This window comes from Hwangdonia seohaensis, assembly GCF_031932625.1.
GTDB classification, from domain to species: Bacteria; Bacteroidota; Bacteroidia; order Flavobacteriales; family Flavobacteriaceae; genus Hwangdonia; species Hwangdonia seohaensis.
The window spans coordinates 525,439-543,407 of the sequence record NZ_JAVSCK010000001.1; the positions used below are offsets into that span (position 1 = coordinate 525,439).

Consider the following 17,969-nt stretch of genomic DNA (forward strand, 5'->3'; position numbering starts at 1 on the left):
CAAGTATGTACGGAAGCATTAAGGATCATTTAATAAAAGAATTACAAAATATAAAAGACTCGGGTTTATTTAAAGAAGAGCGCATTATAACAACACCACAAGATGCCGTTATAAAGATTTCAACAGGACAGGAGGTTATTAACTTTTGTGCTAACAATTACTTGGGCTTATCCAATAACAAAGAAGTGATTCAGGCCGCCAAAGACACTTTGGATACGCACGGTTTTGGGATGTCGTCCGTACGTTTTATTTGCGGAACCCAAGATATACACAAACAGTTGGAAACCAAAATAGCTGAGTTTTTCCATTGTGAAGACACCATTCTTTACGCTGCAGCTTTTGATGCCAATGGCGGTGCTTTTGAGCCGTTGTTAACGCATGAAGATGCCATTATTTCAGATGCTTTAAACCACGCTTCAATAATAGATGGCGTTCGTTTGTGTAAGGCAGCTCGATACAGATATGCCAATAATGATATGGAAGATTTGGAGGCCAAATTAATTGAAGCCAATAAGCAAAACCATCGTTTTAAAATAATTGTTACAGATGGTGTGTTCTCCATGGATGGGATTGTGGCGGAATTAGATAAAATTTGTGACTTAGCCGATAAATATGATGCTTTGGTAATGGTTGATGAATGCCATGCTTCTGGTTTTATTGGTAAAACAGGGCGTGGTACCATAGAGTTAAAAAATGTACTCGGACGAGTGGATATTATTACCGGAACTCTTGGAAAGGCTTTGGGAGGTGCCATGGGCGGATTTACAACAGGTAAAAAGGAAATTATAGAAATGCTGCGTCAACGTTCAAGGCCTTATTTGTTTTCAAATTCATTGGCGCCCGCTATAGTTGGCGCTTCATTGAAGGTTTTTGAAATTTTGGAAAGAGACACCTCGTTGCGCGATAAGCTAGAAGAAAACACAAATTATTTTAGAAGCCAAATGGAAGCTGCCGGTTTCGATTTGGTAGGTGCCGGCGCCGCCATCGTTCCTGTAATGTTGTATGATGCAAAGCTTTCTCAAGTTATGGCCAATCAATTATTGGAAGAAGGTATTTATGTTATTGGATTTTTCTATCCCGTTGTGCCACAAAACAAGGCGAGAATACGAGTGCAATTATCGGCAGCACACACCAAAGAACATTTAGATAAAGCCATACAAGCATTTACAAAAGTGGGCAAAAAACTAGGGGTAATAAATTAAATACAAACAGTTTAATTAAGTTGGCTAAACAGGAAACTGTAATTTATTTAAAAGCAGAAAAACAAACACGTATTGATAATGTTTTTTGAATATTTATCAAGTTGTCAATATGTGTTTTACCCGTTCTTTCAACTCCGGCAATACCTCAACTTCAAACCACGGGTTCTTCGCTAGCCAAAACCGATTTCGCGGCGACGGATGTGGCAAGGGCAAATATTTGGGTAAATACTCTCTATAATTTCTAACCGTTTCGGTTAATGTTTTCTTTGCGTCTTTTTGCAAATAATACTTTTGGGCATACATGCCAATTAAAATAATAAGCTCTACATTTTTAAGTTCGTCAAACAAGAGCTTGTGCCATTGTGGTGCGCACTCTGGTCGTGGTGGCAGATCGCCCGATTTTCCTTTTCCCGGATAACAAAATCCCATGGGGATAATGGCAAATTTTTTTTCATCATAAAAATCTTCATCGGTAACATCGAGCCATTTCCGTAATTGTTTGCCGCTTGGGTCGTCCCACGGAATTCCAGTACTGTGCACTTTGATTCCCGGAGCTTGACCGATAATCACGATTTTAGAATCTGGATGTGCCGATACCACAGGGCGTGGTCCCAATGGCAAATGGGCTTTACAAATGGTGCATTGTTTTATATTGTTCAATAAAACATCCATCATGATTAAATTGATTAATTGTTCGCTTATTTACCCCAATTGGTTAATTGAATAATTTTATGATATATAGCATGGTTTTCATAAATACCTTGAAAGCTCTCTGAACCGGGGCCATACGCAAACACTGGAATTAAAGTAGCCGAATGCCCTCCTGTTGAGAAGCTTCCTTTAATTTTATTATAATCTCCATTTTCGGAAGCAAGTGTATAACCTCCCGTTTCATGGTCTGCAGTTACAATAACGAGCGTGTTGCCATCCTTCTCTGCAAAATCAAGGACTTCACCAATAACTTTGCTAAAATCCTTTACTTCTTCAACAATATACTCGGAGTCGTTGGCATGTCCGCCCCAATCTATTTGGGAGCCCTCTACCATAAGGAAAAAACCTTGATTGTTTTGAGATAAATACTCGACACCTAATCGGGTGGCTTGACTTAAAAAATCACCACGACCTTCACTCATTTTGGGCATATGTTTTGGTGCCAATAAATAGCCGTATTTTTTATCTAAATTAAAATTTTGAGGTTTTTGCAAAGAAACGGTATCGACAATAAATCCGTTTTCAGAAAAAAGTGCTCCCAAATCTAAGTTATCCTTTCTTTTAAAAAAGAAATCATTACCAGCTCCCGCAAAAAAATCTATTTCAGACCCCGGTAGTTGAGCCGCAATTTCCTCTTGCATATTTCTACTTTTAACATGAGCGAAAAATGAAGCAGGTGTTGCATGCGTTATCGAAGAAGTGCTTATTACCCCGGTTACTACTTTTGCTTGCGCGGCTTTATGGGTTATTAACGGTACTGACAAAGCGTCTTGGTCTACTCCTATAGCGCCATTGTAGGTTTTTATACCTGCTGAAAAAGCCGTGGCTCCAGCTGCCGAATCGGTAATCAAGTGGCTTTTGGAAGACGTTTTGATAAACCCTATTTGTTTAAAGCGCTCAAAACTTGAGCTTTCATTACCAAAATAAAAACTACTTGAAACCTGGGTTAGCCCCATCCCGTCTCCAATTAACAATATAACATTTTTAGGTGTTTTAATTGTTTTCTTATGCTCCACTTCTACGGGCTTAAAACCAATTGTAAACACAAAAACAATTAACAATACAGACGATATTTTATAATATTTCATGGGTTTTATGTTTTGAATTTTATAATAAATATTAAATTTTTGTTTTTATTTCTTTCCGCCAACTACAATAACAATCTCGCCTTTTGGAGGCTTATTGGTATAATATTCTAAAACTTCTTTAGCGGTTCCGCGAATGGTTTCTTCGTACAGTTTCGTTAATTCTCGTGACACCGATACTTGCCTGTCTTCGCCAAAATACGCGCAAAAATGACCCAGTGTTTTAACCAATTTATGCGGACTTTCGTAAAAAATAATAGTTCTGGTTTCTTCGGCTAAAAGCAATAATCGGGTTTGCCGGCCTTTTTTAACGGGTAAAAACCCCTCGAAAACAAACTTGTCGTTTGGTAATCCTGAATTTACCAAAGCCGGTACAAAGGCGGTGGCTCCGGGCAAACAATCCACTTCAATATTATGCTCGATACAAGCACGGGTTAACAAAAACCCGGGGTCTGAAATGGCCGGTGTTCCGGCGTCGCTAATTAGTGCTACCGTAGTGCCGCTTTTTATTTTTTGAATGACGCTTTCTACCGTTTTATGCTCGTTGTGCATGTGGTGCGATTGCATGTGGGTTCCAATCTCGTAATGTTTTAACAGTTTCCCTGAAGTACGCGTGTCTTCGGCGAGAATTAAATCGGCTGCTTTTAAAACATCGATAGCTCGAAATGTAATGTCTTTTAAATTACCTATGGGTGTTGGTACGATGTATAGTTTACTCATGTAATAATCGTTGCTGCTGTGTTAGGGATTAAGGTATTGTTGGAGCTCTTTTTGTGTTGTTGCACCTATGCAACACAAAAAAGCGACTACCGAAAGCGCGACCACGCTTTTTTTGGCGTGGGTACACCCAAATTTTAAAGAAACTTACTTTCTATAATTTCCATAAATCGTGCTTCGAACTCTTCTTTATCTACCCAAAAGTTATAATCTGGTTTTACAATATCTTCAATAAATCGTTTGGCATCGCTAAGGGATGCGGTTGTGTTTAATTGCGACAATACGCGATCGTAATCTTCGCTTTTGCCGTTAAACAAATGCTTGATAAAAGCTATTTTGTCGTTTAGCCCAATGTTGAGCCCGCCATTTTTTAGCTTATCGTTTAACGATTTTTTTTCGCCGCCATTTTGCGATTTTGAAATGGGCTCGAAAACCGGTGTTTCTTCAAAACCAGAGGTTATGGTTTCAAAATCGTTTTCGCGTTGGGTTGCCGATTTTACAGATGGCTTAGGCGGAATGGCTTCTTCAAAAACCGGATCGACTTCTAAACTCTCCAGTGGCATATGCGCCACCATATCTTTAATGGTCTCCATTAAGGGCTCTGTAATGGCCTCGTTTTCATAGTCATCGAGATTAATGTATACCTTGTCTTCTACCTCAATATTGTCGCTAACCTTATTGTTAAACGCCGTATCTAACATATCGAAAAAAGAGGAATCGTTGCCAATGGACGGGATATCGTCCTCAAAGTTTTCGTGTGCAAACTTTAAAACCGCCAGTTTTTCGCAAAGTGCAACGGCTTCTGCGTGCATTTTTAAAACGTCTTCCTTTCCTTTTAATTTAAGAATTCTATGTGCTATACTAATGAGATCCGACTCTAACTTCTTCTTCATCATTTATATTTTTTAAAATTATTGCTATTTAGCCTTTTGATTTTTAATAAATTTGCGCCACCTTTATACAAACGAAAAATTCCTTTGTTTTAGTGTTAAAATTACGAAATGTTTCTTGAAAATACAGTAAATCATAAAGAACAATTTGGTTGGATTGAAGTTATTTGTGGCTCCATGTTTTCTGGAAAAACCGAAGAACTCATCCGAAGGCTCAAGCGCGCGCAATTTGCTCGACAAAAAGTGGAGATTTTTAAACCCGCTATCGATGTGCGTTACGACGATGCTATGGTGGTGTCTCACGATGCGAACGAAATCCGCTCTACACCGGTTCCTGCCGCAGCCAACATCCCAATTTTGGCCGATGGTTGCGATGTAGTTGGTATTGATGAAGCCCAGTTTTTTGATGATGAAATTGTACGTGTTTGCAACGATTTGGCCAATAAAGGCATTCGCGTTATTGTTGCCGGATTGGATATGGACTTTAAGGGCAACCCTTTTGGGCCCATGCCAAATCTTATGGCAACGGCCGAATATGTTACCAAAGTACACGCTGTTTGCACCCGAACGGGGAATTTGGCACAATACAGTTACCGGAAAGCCAAAAGCGATAGCCTGGTACTTTTAGGCGAAGTTGATGAATATGAGCCCTTAAGTAGAGCCGCATATTACAAAGCCATGATGCGCGATAAAGTGCGAAACATGAAGGTTAACGACGCTGAGGAAATTACTTCTAAACCCAAAAACTCCAATGCCTAAAGCGCAAGAAACCCTACTTGAAATCGATTTAAAAGCCCTTAAACACAACTTTAAGCATTTAAAATCGAAACTTAATAAGCACACTCAATTTTTAGCTGTTGTTAAAGCTTTTGGATATGGTAGCGATGCCTGCGAAATAGCCAATTGCCTGCAAGAACTCCATGTGGATTATTTTGCCGTGGCTTACGTAAACGAAGGCGTGGCATTGCGGCATGCGGGCATTACAAAACCCATTTTGATATTGCATCCGCAGGCTGTGAATTTTAAAACCTTAATTGAACATGGCTTAGAACCTAGCTTGTACAATGCCAAGGTTTTAAACGAATTTATAGCTATCGCTTCCGCGGAAAAACAAACCAACTATCCCATTCATATTAAGTTTAATACGGGTTTAAACCGATTGGGCTTTTGGGAAAATGATGTAGATTATATCACATCAAAATTAAAAGAATCGCCTTCGGTAAAAGTAACATCCATTTTTTCGCATTTAGCCGCCAGTGAGGATTTTAATGAAAAAGCATTCACCTTAAATCAAATTGAAAGCTTCAAATCGATTTCTGAAAACTTCATAAATACTATGGGTTACAAACCGATACTTCATGTCTGCAATACCTCGGGTCTATTAAATTATCCCGAAGCCCATTTTGATATGGTACGAAGCGGCATTGGATTGTATGGTTTTGGAAATTCGAATAAAGAAAACAAGTATTTAAAACCCATTGCGACTTTAAAAACGGTTATTTCTCAAATTCATTCGATTGAAAAAGGGGAATCCGTAGGTTATAATCGGGCCTTTAAAAGTGATGCCTTTTTAAAAACGGCAACGCTACCTATTGGTCATGCCGATGGCATTGGCAGACAATACGGTAACGGCAAAGGTTTTGTAACCGTAAACGGGCAAAAAGCCGAAATTATTGGCAATGTTTGTATGGATATGATTATGGTAAACATCACCAATATTGATTGTAAAGAAGGCGACGAAGTAATTGTTTTTGATGGAAAACACACCGCCGAAAATTTAGCCGAAACTACAAACTCCATTTCTTATGAGCTTTTAACGGCCATTTCGCAAAGAATTAAACGCGTTATTATTCAATAGATTTTTAACATTTGTTAACATTTAATTTTTTTAACTAAATTAGTAACCTACTAACTAAAAATTTAAAATTATGTTAAAAGAGTTTAAAGAATTTGCAATGAAGGGCAACCTTATAGACATTGCGGTAGGTTTTGTAATGGGTGCTGCGTTTAAAGAAGTGGTTACCGCCTTTACGGGAGGCATAGTTTCGCCTTTAATCGGTTTGATTTTCAATTCCGACTTTAAAGATTTACGCTATAAATTACAAGACGGCACAGTTAACGATACTGGCGAAACCGTTGGCGAAGTGTTTTTAGAATACGGTACTTTTTTAACCAATGTTATCGATTTCATTATCGTAGCCTTCGTTATGTTTATGGTTGTAAAAGGTGTGAATAAAATGAAGAAGAAAGAAGAGCCTGCTCCAGAAGCTCCTGCAGGACCATCGCAAGAAGATTTATTAGCTGAAATCAGAGATTTGCTAAAAAAATAACAAATTGTTAAATAAGTAACATTTTGTTTTTTGTTGTCAAAAAGCCTTTGTTTTATGTAAACAAAGGCTTTTTATATGTTTTAAAATAGAATTAATACTTAATTTTGTCGCAGTCATTATTTTAAAAAAATAAAAATGAAAGTAGCTGTTGTAGGCGCCACTGGAATGGTTGGCGAAGTGATGCTAAAAGTATTAGCAGAGCGTAATTTTCCAATTAGTGAATTGTTGTTGGTTGCTTCAGAACGTTCTGTGGGCAAAAAACTAAGATATCAAGATAAAGAGCACACCGTTATTGGTTTAGCCGATGCCTTGGCAGCCAAACCAGATATCGCTATTTTTTCTGCCGGAGGCGAAACCTCTTTGGAGTGGGCTCCAAAATTTGCAGAAGCGGGCACTACGGTTATCGATAATTCTTCGGCTTGGAGAATGGACCCGACCAAAAAATTAGTGGTTCCGGAAATTAATGCCAAAGAGTTAACCAAAGCCGATAAGATTATTGCAAACCCCAATTGCTCAACCATTCAAATGGTGATGGCATTGGCACCACTACATAACGCATATAAAATGAAACGTGTTGTGGTTTCTACGTATCAATCGGTATCTGGCACGGGCGTAAAAGCCGTAAAACAGTTGGAAAACGAAATTGCCGGTGTTGATGGCGAAATGGCTTATCCGTATCCTATCGGAAGAAATGCCTTGCCACATTGCGATGTTTTTGAAGCCAACGGTTACACCAAAGAAGAAATGAAACTAGCCCGCGAGCCTCAAAAAATATTTAACGACAAAACCTTTTCCGTAACAGCTACGGCGGTGAGAATTCCAACGTCCGGTGGACACTCGGAAGCGGTTAATGTGGAGTTTGAAAAAGATTTTGATTTGGCCGATGTTCGTAAAATGCTACACGAAACTCCTGGAATCATTTTACAAGATAACACAGATACGAACACATACCCTATGCCAATTTATGCACACGACAAAGATGATGTTTTTGTGGGCAGACTGAGAAGGGACGAAACGCAACCAAACACTTTAAACATGTGGATTGTTGCCGATAACTTACGCAAAGGCGCTGCGACCAATACCATTCAAATTGCTGAATATTTAGTTGAAAACAAGCTGGTTTAGGTTTTTAACTTTAAAATTATATTATTAAAAAAGTCCTTGTAAAAATTACAAGGACTTTTTTAATAAAAATAAATTCGATATATTTAGACATAATTGTATTAAAAATCAACCTTTTACCGTACTTTTTTTCGGAACTATTTTTGTAGTACAATAACCATATCCAAGCCAAAAAACACGTTCAATGAAACCACACTTCGCTTCTCTAGGCCCGATAAGTATCAACCTGTTTGTCATTCTGTTATCACTAACCGTTTTTCCAAATAACACCGGATTTTTGGTTGCCGATATCAAGTACAAAGCTGCTTCGGTTTCAAAAGAAAACATATACATCCATTTTGACAAAACCCATTACAATCAAGGTGAAAACATTTGGTACAAAGTATATTTGGTCGGCACCAAAAACCATGCGCCCCGAACTGCAAGCAAAGTAACCTACGTAGATTTGATAGACCCAAACAACACCATAATTGACTCTAAAACAATTAAGATGAACGAAGGTGCCGGAAAGGGCGATTTTAAATTGCCCGAAGATGCCATGGACGGCGCTTATACCATAAGGGCCTATACCAATTTTATGAGGAATTTTGATGGCTCCCATTTCTTTAGGAAAAACATTTACGTGAACGTCACAGGGCCAAATAATGGTTTTAACACCCATATGGCAACGGCAACACCCTTTATTGCTTTTTCCCCGGAAGGCGGCAATATGATTGGCGGTTTTTTAAATAGAATCGTTGTAAAAGCAACCAACTCTTTGAAAAAAGGTGTGCATGTAAAAGGCGATGTTTTTGATGACACCAATACTAAAACCCTACATTTTGAAACCACTAAATTCGGGTTGGGAAGCTTCCAGTTTATCCCCCAAAAGGGCAGGAGCTATACCGCAATCGTTTCCCATAATGGCGTAAAACACGGCTACCCTTTGCCGCCCGTTAAGGACCACGGCGCCACCATTAGAATCGATGAAACACATAATAGCTACAGGGCAAATGTGTATTCGTCATTGCCCAATGGTATGGACGGCCTCGAACTGTCGGGCTTTCAGAAAGGGGAAATTATTTGTCAAGCCAGATTAAATGGGAATAACGCCGTGGCCGCCGTTGATTTGCCAAAATCCGATGTAGAATACGGCTTAATCCGGTTCCAGCTTGTAGATAAAAACGGAACGGTTTTAAGCGAAGAACTCGCCTTTATCGATTCTGAAAATCTAGAACAAAAAGCAATTGTTACGCCCTCAAAAAAAACCTATGAAGCCCATGAGCTGGCCGAAATTGAAATAAGTTTCGATCAATTATTGGACGAAAGCCTAAAGGCGGACATGTCCGTTTCCGTTACCGAAGTCAATCCCGAAACAAACAAGGGTTCGGGCCCGGACATAAAATCCCAATTACTTTTCAATCCCGAAATAAGAGACGATTTTGAGCGGTTTGGTTCTTATTTCGCCAACGATTCAGTAAGCAAAAAAACCGTACACCAAATATTAATAGCTCAAAAGAGCAACCAACTTTTTTCCAAAGACAATATTGGGGGCAATGACTTGAAATTTTTGCCCGAATCCGGTTTTAGCCTAAAAGGAACGGTTAAAGAAGTGCACAAAAACAAACCGGTAAAAGCCCATGTAACGGTTACCTATAAAAACGGCAATGAGATTGGACACGATAAAACGATAACGGACAGTTTAGGTCGTTTTAGCTTCAATGACCTTAATTTTGACCAACGGACTTTTGTTGCAGTAAAAGCCAAAAGATTAAATGCCAGAAATTATAGCAGGGACTTTATTGTTGAGTTGGACTCATTTATCCCGCCCCCGGTGCACATAAAGCCTATTCCCGAAAAAACAACAACCAAGGGCAATGCGCTTTTAGAGCCTAAAATAAAACAACATAGAAATACTGAATTTGCGCCACGAAAAGGCGAAATTAAATTAAACGAAATAAAGCTAATTGCCGAAAAAAAACGGTTGGATAGATATGCTGAAAAAAGAAAGGCAGCTTTATATGTAAGCCCATCGCGCACTTTAGATTTTAAAAATTTGCGCATTTCACCAACAGCTACAAATCCACTTCATGCTTTACAAGGTAGAATCCCAGGGTTTGATGTAATTGGTAATTTTATAATAATTAGAGGGAGGCGCATAAATATGGTTGATACAGTAGACCCATTCAAAATCGGTACTCCTGGAGAAGAAAAAGAAGAATATAATGACCCAAGACCGTTGTTTTTAGTCGATGGGTTTCCTACAGATTATGATTTTGTTACTTCAATGTCAATTCAGGATATAGATTTCGTTGATATTATACAACCCTCTCAAGCTGCTATTTATGGTGTGAGAGGCGGTGTTGGTGTTATAGCTTTTTATACCTTTGACGGCTCAGAAGAAAATGATATCCCAAATAATAGAAATGTATCGATTAGTTTTTATCACCCAGGCTATTACCAAGCTAGAAAGTTTAATCAAGATGAAAATGACTCATCTACACTCTATTGGAATCCTGATTTAAAACTGGAACCATCCCATTCGTGTAAAATAGCATTTAAAACCGGCCATAAATCGGCAACTTATAAGATTTTGTTAGAAGGCATTACATCCAAGGGAACGCCTTTTAAAGCTGAAGCCTATTTTGATGTTAAATGAATTGTTGATATTTAATCTTGCTTGAAAAACTCCATTTTATAATCGGTAGTAGCAAGCTTCATAATCGTTTTAAAAATATATTCGGACACCTGTTTTTGGCCTTCGAAGTTTATTAGATCAATCGTGTCTTCTGGTTTATGGTATTGCGGATGTCCGCCCGTATGCATCCCTAAAACCGAAATGCCTTTTTTGTAAAACGACACATGGTCGGATCCGCCAACAGAACCGGCATGCACAATGGGTGTTAAGTTTAAGGATTCGCCCAAGGTTTGCATAAAATTAACACCACCGGGAAATGTACCCGCACCGCCCATATAAACGTGCTTTTCTTTATTCATTCTGCCAACCATATCCATGTTAATCATTAATTTAATTTGAGATAATGGCACTAGAGGATTATCAACAAAATACTTGCTCCCTAACAACCCTTGTTCTTCGGCACCAAAAGCAATAAAAATAATACTGCGTTTTAAAAGCTGTTTTTGACTTGCAATTTTTTCGGCAATTTCCAATAAGGCTGCTGTTCCGCTTGCATTATCATCGGCACCGTAATGAATGGTATTCTTTTTATCGGATTTTGACGATGGACCACCCAAACCCAAATGATCGTAGTGTGCGCCCAAAACAATATATTCATTTTTAAGCGTAGCATCGTTACCTTCAATAAAACCAACCACATTCCACGTTTTCACAACTGGCTTTTTATCCACACCTTTTTCAACTCTTAACGTCGCATTAAAAGGTTGCTTATAACCCATATCAAAAGGTGTAACACCTATGTTTTTAAACTCCTTTTTTAAGTAATTAACAACGCGTCTATTGGCTTTTCCTCCGGGATATCGACCTGCATTTTTTTCAGATGTTAAAAACAACATGTGGTCTTTTAATTCCTTTTCTGTGATTTCAGCCTGTGAAAACACGCTTACGCTTAAAACGCCAATCAATAAACACAGTAAAACCTTATTCATAATCTCTCATTTTTAATAGCTTCAAATATATAACAAGTAGCCATAAACTTTGGTTTGTTTTGCTTATTTTTGGAGATTAATTATTTATCAATCATGAAAAAAATATTAGTTATTATTTGCACACTTACACTTACTGTAGGTTGTAAAAATGGAAAAGAAGAAAAAAATGTAGTTGTGAATTATCCTGAAACAAAAACGGTAGATACCGTTGACACATACTTTGGCGTAGAAGTTAGAGACCCGTACCGTTGGTTGGAAGACGATAGAAGTGAAGAAACCGAAGCATGGGTAAAAACGCAAAACCAAAGTACTTATGCGTATTTAGATAACATTCCGTTTAGGGACGAATTAAAAGAGCGTTTATCTGAACTATGGAACTACGAAAAAATAGGCGCCCCGTTTATTGAAGGCGAATACACGTATTTTTCAAAAAATAACGGTTTACAGAATCAAAATGTTTATTACAGAAAAAAAGGCGTTGAAGAAGCCGAGGTGTTTTTAGACCCGAATACATTTTCTAAAGATGGCACCATTTCATTGGGAGGTGGCCTAAGCTTTTCAAAAGACAGTGATATGCTGGCCTATTCCATCTCTGAAGGTGGTAGCGATTGGCGGAAAATTATTGTTATGAATCCTGAAACACGAGAAGTGGTTGAAGACACGCTTAAAGATGTAAAATTCAGCGGTATTTCGTGGTATAAAAATGAAGGGTTTTACTATTCAAGTTACGATAAACCCAAAGGCAGCGAACTTTCTGCCAAAACCGATCAGCACAAATTATATTACCATAAATTAGGAACTCCTCAAAAAGAAGATGCTTTAATTTTTGGTGGAACAGCAGAAGAAAAACACCGATATGTTTCGGGCAGCGTAACCGAGGACAACCGCTATTTAATTATTTCGGCTAAAGTATCTACTTCTGGAAACAAGTTGTTTATAAAGGATTTATCTAATCCTAAAAGTGAACTTGTTACCATTTTAGATCATACCGATAGCGATACTTTTATTATTGAAAACGAAGATAGCAAGCTATTTTTGGTAACAAACCTAAATGCACCAAACAAAAAGATAGTAATGGTTGATGCCTCTAATCCAACACCAGAGCACTGGGTGGATTTTATCGCTGAAACTGAAAACGTTTTAAACCCTTCAACCGGAAGCGGGTATTTCTTTGCCAAATATATGGTTGATGCGCTTTCTAAAGTAAAACAATACAACTATAAAGGCGAGTTAATAAGAGATGTTGAACTGCCAGGTTTGGGTACTGTAAATGGTTTTGGAGGCAAAAAGAAGGACAAGGAATTATATTATTCGTTTACCAATTACAATACACCTTCAAGCCTTTATAAATTCAATCCGGAAACCGGTGAAACCCAATCGTATTGGAAACCGTCCATTGCGTTTGATAGTAACGATTATGTGTCCAATCAAGTGTTTTACACCTCAAAGGACGGCACTAAAATACCCATGATGATCACACATCATAAAAACCTGATTATCGATGGTAAAAACCCAACCATTTTATATGGCTATGGCGGATTTAATATCAGTTTAACACCGTCGTTTAGTATTGCCAATGCCGTTTGGATGGAACAAGGCGGCATACTTGCTGTTCCTAATTTACGTGGAGGTGGCGAATACGGTAAAATTTGGCACGATGCAGGCACGCAAATGAAAAAGCAAAATGTATTTGACGATTTTATAGCTGCAGGTGAATATTTAATTGAAAACAACTATACCTCATCTGATTATTTGGCCATTCGTGGTGGTTCAAACGGTGGTTTATTGGTTGGTGCGGTTATGACACAGCGCCCGGATTTAGCCAAAGTGGCATTACCTGCCGTTGGTGTTTTAGATATGCTGCGTTACCATACATTTACAGCTGGAGCAGGTTGGGCCTACGATTACGGAACGGCCGAACAAAGTAAAGACATGTTTGAATATCTTAAAGGTTACTCCCCATTACATAACGTAAAAGAAGGCGTAAAATACCCAGCAACTTTAATAACCACTGGCGATCATGACGACAGGGTGGTGCCGGCGCACAGTTTTAAATTTGCTGCCGAATTACAAAACAAACAAGCGGGAACAAACCCAACGTTAATTCGTATTGAAACCGATGCCGGCCATGGTGCGGGAACACCGGTTAGCAAAACCATTGAGCAGTATGCCGACATTTTCGGCTTCACGCTTTACAACATGGGCTTTGATGTGTTGCCAAGTAAAACCAAAGAAAAAATAAAAGGCTAATTAGGTGTCACGCTAAGCGTAACCAAAGTGTCTCATTATAAAGTTAATCAAAAACCGTTTTTCTAAAAAGAGGAACGGTTTTTATGTTATTTTTGCGCTATGCTTCAAGTTAAAAACATAACATTTTCATATAAAAAAGCACCCATTTTAAAAGGCATTTCTTTTAAAGTAAACCCCGGTGAACACGTTTCTATTATTGGTGAAAGCGGCTCGGGCAAAAGTACGCTGTTAAAGTTGTTGTACGGTACCTACGATTTAAACGATGGACAAATATTTTGGAAAGATGAAGAGATTCTGGGGCCGAAACACAATCTTGTTATTGGTCCGGAATACATGAAATACGTCGCCCAAGAATTCGATTTAATGCCGTTTATTACCGTAGCCGAAAACATTGGCGCTTATCTTTCAAACTTTTATCCCGAAGAAAAAAAGAACCGGATTGATGAGCTTTTAGAGGTTGTTGAATTAACAGCCTTTAAAAACATTTTGGTTAAAGAATTAAGTGGCGGGCAAAAACAACGCGTCGCTTTGGCAAGGGCCATTGCGAAACAGCCCGAAATTATTTTGTTGGATGAACCATTTAGCCACATTGATAATTTTAAAAAACAGTCTTTACGCCGAAGTTTATTTAAATATTTAAAAGAAAAAAACATCGCTTGCATTGTGGCTACCCACGATAAAGATGATGTATTGCCTTTTTCGAACCGTATGATTGTTTTGCATGCCACTAGCATTATGGCAAACGATACACCACAACAGTTGTACAAAACGCCTCAAAATAAATTAATCGCTTCTTTTTTCGATGAATTTAATGTTATAGACGATGCCTTTGTTTACGCGCATCAGCTTAAAGTGGTGGATAAATCCGATTTAAAAGCCACCGTAAAACAAAGCTATTTTAAAGGCTATTGCTATTTGATTGAAGCCGATTTTAACGGTGACACTGTGTTTTTTGAAAGTGAAATACAGCTAAACGCAAATCAAGTTGTCTACCTGTTAACATCCTCATAGTCTTTAAAACATGTTCTAGTTTATGCCAACCCTCTGTTATAGCAAGAAAATATTGATTTTTTTTGATTTAGGCATACCCTCCAAAACAAAATATTATGCGGAAATGTTACTACATTGCAACTTTATAAAAAGCAAAAACCCTGTAAAACAAAATGTTAACAGGGTTTTTTGGTACTCAAGGTGGAACTAACCAAAAATGGGAAAACCTGTGTTTTTAAAGGTCTTTAAGAGGGTGTGAAATTTACTGACACCGAATTAGCCCCTTTTTAACAATAATTTAACTCATTTAGTTGAATTTGACATGATTTTAATTGAATTTGCATCCTTCTGTTATAAACTTAATTATAATAATATTTTAAAATACCTGTGATAATTTGGATAAGGTTCTTCGTTTGTCTGAGCTAAGCTAAATTTTTTCTTTTTTCTATTAAGAAATCATTTTTGTATTTAATTCTGAACTTAATCAGTTATCAATGTGGGTTTATAAAAGCATCAATATCAGATCTCGACAAAACTGGGTTCGCACCTTCGCTTTGCGCCACCAATGCCCCTACGGCACAAGCAAAATCTATTGCTTTTTGAGGATTTACATTATTTAATAATTGACTGATTAAAGTGCCCAAGAATGAATCTCCTGCACCTACAGTATCAATAACTTTTACAAGAAAACCACTATTGTAATATAATTTATTGTCGTATAGCAAAACAGCTCCATGCGACCCTTTTGTTACACAGATTTGTTTTGTATTTGTTTTTTCTGAAATAAACATAAGATTCTGTTCCAGCGAATTAAATTTAGAGCCCATGTATTTACATACCTCAAAAAGTTCATCATCATTAAACTTAATAAAATCGGCCTTATCCATTAAATGAAACAAAACGTCTTTTGTATAGTAAGGTGGTCTTAAATTTAAATCGAATATTTTGTATTTCGCTAACTCAATGAGGCCATATAAGGTGCTTCTAGAACTATCATCTCTTGCCACTAAACTCCCAAAAACAAATGCATCCGAGCTTTTTACAGCTTTTTTATTCACTTCTGTTAATCTGATTTTGTCCCAAGCTCTTGGATATTTAATGTCATAAGAAGCAGACCCCTTTTCGTTCAGCATCACTTTTACTTTTCCGGTTTTATATTCATTATGTACTTGTATACAACTTGAATCAATACCAACATCTTTAATATAGTTAAGCAATTTAGCACCATTTTCTCCATTACCTATAGCACTGATCATAGTAACCTCATTATCTAATGATTGCAATCTATTTGCAACATTTAAAGGTGCACCTCCTATTTTTTTATGGGTTGGGAATACATCCCACAACACTTCTCCGAAACATGTGATTTTTGACATATCAATATTAATTTAATCCAGAAGATATTAAAACCACTAATATCTTCTGGAATTTAAATAACTAAATAAAAAAACTAACTCAAACTCTATATTATTACTTTGTTCTTTTAACGGTAAATATTTTAATGCTGCCTTTTTAAGCAAGGCTACTTTGACAATTTATTAATTTTAATCTGTTCAATAAATTGTATTTCCTCGTTAGCAGTAATCTCTAAATTTTTAAAAGGTGCTAATGGAAATACCAAAGCTGTTATAACCCGTTCACCATCATTAAGAAAAATTTCCATTGAAGACTTATCGACCAGCATATTTATTTTTAACTGATTCGAATCAGGTAACACATATGGACATTTTAAAATATTACTATTCAAGTTGTTAAATTTGTATCCAGATTCTGCTCTATTTAAGATTAATTCACCTTTAATTTTGTTATATTTTATAACAACGCTTGAGCTTTTATTACCCCATTCAATTTTTGCTTCATTAATAGCACTAAAATCTATAGTAGTTTCTAGGTAGAATTTACCTTCTCCCAATGTTTCATCATTCAGCAATTCAAATCTACTTCCAGCATTATTGTTTTCAACAACTTTACCACCAATTGCATAGATCATCTCCGTTGGCAGTTTACTTACAATTATGCTTTTCCCATTATTTTTTTGCCAATGTAACGTCCTTGGGAATGTCATTGCACTTCTATAACTATAGGTTGGAACATTTTGAGCATATGACCAATTACTCATCCATCCCATGAATAAATTTCTATTATTTGGCTCATTACTCCAAGTTACACCAGCATAATTGTCCGTTCCGTAATCTAACCACAAAGTACTTTCTTGTGTGGTGGTAAATATTTCTCCATCAAAATCACCCAAAAAATATTGAGTTCCAGAACCTCCGTTTGGTCCTCCTGGATTAATACTAACCAATAATGCCCATTTTTCCTGTCCATTTTCATCCTTGATCTTAAACAAATCTGGGCACTCCCATACACCGCCGTGCGCACCTAAATCAATTCCAAAACCCTGCTTATATTCCCAATCAATTAAATTAGGTGATGAATAAAATAAAATTTCATCACCAGCAGCTACAACCATAACCCATTTTTGTGTCTCTTGATGCCAGGACACTTTTGGATCTCTAAAGTCAACAATATCATTATTAACTAAAACGGGATTATTTTGATACTTCACCCAAGTTCTCCCTCTATCATTACTGTAAGCTAAACTTTGAGTTTGCTCATTATTCAATGGGTTTTGGTGGGTGAAAATCGCTACCAAAGGACTTTCACTGCCTGTCTTAAAACCAGCAGTATTGTTCTTGTCGACAACTATACTTCCAGAAAAAATATTACCCAAATCGTCAGGATACAATGCAATTGGAAGTTCATTCCAGTTAACCAAATCTGTAGAAACAGCATGACCCCAATGCATTGGCCCCCAAACTGTAGCATTTGGATTATACTGATAAAACAAATGATATTCTCCTTTATAATAAACCATACCGTTTGGATCGTTCATCCAATTTTCCTCTGGTGAATAGTGAAATTCAGGTCGATATGTTTCATCCCCAACAGTTACTAACTGCGCTGTTGAATTTGACGAAAAATCATCATTGTTATCACAATTCATTAACATTAGTAAACAACAAAACAGTGTTGAAGCACTAAATACTTTCTTTAAATTCATAG

15 protein-coding genes are annotated in these 17,969 nt (G+C 37.3%); 8 read left to right on the top strand and 7 right to left on the bottom strand.

What is annotated here, in order from left to right:
• Window positions 1-5: 5 nt before the first annotated feature.
• On the top strand, window positions 6-1,202 hold the full coding sequence (kbl, locus tag RNZ47_RS02280) for a glycine C-acetyltransferase (protein WP_311935743.1): 1,197 nt from the start codon (window positions 6-8) through the stop codon (window positions 1,200-1,202).
• 96 nt (window positions 1,203-1,298) lie between these two features.
• Here the strand turns inward: kbl and RNZ47_RS02285 are convergent, their stop codons facing one another.
• The 4 genes from RNZ47_RS02285 to RNZ47_RS02300 all read right to left on the bottom strand — a co-directional run bounded on the left by RNZ47_RS02285 (window position 1,299) and on the right by RNZ47_RS02300 (window position 4,611).
• Entirely contained in the window at window positions 1,299-1,874 is a 576-nt protein-coding gene (locus tag RNZ47_RS02285; protein WP_311937471.1) for a uracil-DNA glycosylase family protein, read from the bottom strand.
• A 26-nt stretch (window positions 1,875-1,900) separates the two neighbouring features.
• Window positions 1,901-3,001 carry an alkaline phosphatase gene (locus RNZ47_RS02290; RefSeq protein ID WP_311935746.1) on the bottom strand — a complete coding sequence of 367 codons (1,101 nt, stop codon included), beginning with the start codon at window positions 2,999-3,001 and terminating at the stop codon, window positions 1,901-1,903.
• A 45-nt stretch (window positions 3,002-3,046) separates the two neighbouring features.
• Window positions 3,047-3,718 (bottom strand): 16S rRNA (cytidine(1402)-2'-O)-methyltransferase, encoded by a 672-nt coding sequence (gene rsmI / locus RNZ47_RS02295; RefSeq protein ID WP_311935748.1) that lies wholly within the window; start codon window positions 3,716-3,718, stop codon window positions 3,047-3,049.
• 134 nt (window positions 3,719-3,852) lie between these two features.
• On the bottom strand, window positions 3,853-4,611 hold the full coding sequence (locus tag RNZ47_RS02300) for a DUF8457 domain-containing protein (protein WP_311935751.1): 759 nt from the start codon (window positions 4,609-4,611) through the stop codon (window positions 3,853-3,855).
• A gap of 105 nt (window positions 4,612-4,716) precedes the next feature.
• Between RNZ47_RS02300 and RNZ47_RS02305 the strand changes: the two genes are divergently transcribed.
• The 5 genes from RNZ47_RS02305 (at window position 4,717) to RNZ47_RS02325 (ending at window position 10,695) form a co-directional block, all read left to right on the top strand.
• Entirely contained in the window at window positions 4,717-5,364 is a 648-nt protein-coding gene (locus tag RNZ47_RS02305) for a thymidine kinase (protein WP_311935755.1), read from the top strand.
• Entirely contained in the window at window positions 5,357-6,463 is a 1,107-nt protein-coding gene (gene alr, locus RNZ47_RS02310) for an alanine racemase (RefSeq protein ID WP_311935758.1), read from the top strand. The genes RNZ47_RS02305 and alr overlap by 8 nt, the downstream gene beginning before the upstream one ends.
• 70 nt (window positions 6,464-6,533) lie before the next feature.
• Window positions 6,534-6,935, top strand: a complete 402-nt coding sequence (gene mscL, locus RNZ47_RS02315) for a large-conductance mechanosensitive channel protein MscL (protein WP_311935761.1) — start codon at window positions 6,534-6,536, stop codon at window positions 6,933-6,935.
• 135 nt (window positions 6,936-7,070) lie between these two features.
• Window positions 7,071-8,060, top strand: a complete 990-nt coding sequence (locus tag RNZ47_RS02320) for an aspartate-semialdehyde dehydrogenase (RefSeq protein ID WP_311935764.1) — start codon at window positions 7,071-7,073, stop codon at window positions 8,058-8,060.
• Window positions 8,061-8,241: 181 nt separating this feature from the next.
• A complete protein-coding gene (locus tag RNZ47_RS02325) occupies window positions 8,242-10,695 on the top strand; it encodes an MG2 domain-containing protein (RefSeq protein ID WP_311935766.1) in 2,454 nt (817 codons plus the stop codon).
• Window positions 10,696-10,706: 11 nt separating this feature from the next.
• Here the strand turns inward: RNZ47_RS02325 and RNZ47_RS02330 are convergent, their stop codons facing one another.
• A complete protein-coding gene (locus tag RNZ47_RS02330; RefSeq protein WP_311935769.1) occupies window positions 10,707-11,663 on the bottom strand; it encodes a M28 family metallopeptidase in 957 nt (318 codons plus the stop codon).
• Window positions 11,664-11,756: 93 nt separating this feature from the next.
• On the opposite strand from RNZ47_RS02330, the gene RNZ47_RS02335 reads away from it, so the two are divergent.
• Both RNZ47_RS02335 and RNZ47_RS02340 read left to right on the top strand, forming a co-directional pair.
• A complete protein-coding gene (locus RNZ47_RS02335; RefSeq protein ID WP_311935773.1) occupies window positions 11,757-13,913 on the top strand; it encodes a prolyl oligopeptidase family serine peptidase in 2,157 nt (718 codons plus the stop codon).
• A gap of 99 nt (window positions 13,914-14,012) precedes the next feature.
• Window positions 14,013-14,924 (top strand): ABC transporter ATP-binding protein, encoded by a 912-nt coding sequence (locus tag RNZ47_RS02340; RefSeq protein WP_311935777.1) that lies wholly within the window; start codon window positions 14,013-14,015, stop codon window positions 14,922-14,924.
• A gap of 470 nt (window positions 14,925-15,394) precedes the next feature.
• On the opposite strand, the gene RNZ47_RS02345 is transcribed toward RNZ47_RS02340, so the two are convergent.
• The gene (locus RNZ47_RS02345; RefSeq protein ID WP_311935780.1) at window positions 15,395-16,279 is read right to left on the bottom strand and encodes a carbohydrate kinase family protein; all 885 of its coding nucleotides are present in this window, start codon (window positions 16,277-16,279) and stop codon (window positions 15,395-15,397) included.
• 146 nt (window positions 16,280-16,425) lie between these two features.
• Complete coding sequence (locus tag RNZ47_RS02350) at window positions 16,426-17,967, bottom strand: glycoside hydrolase family 32 protein (protein WP_311935783.1); 1,542 nt, start codon at window positions 17,965-17,967, stop codon at window positions 16,426-16,428.
• Between the last annotated feature and the right edge of the window lie 2 nt (window positions 17,968-17,969).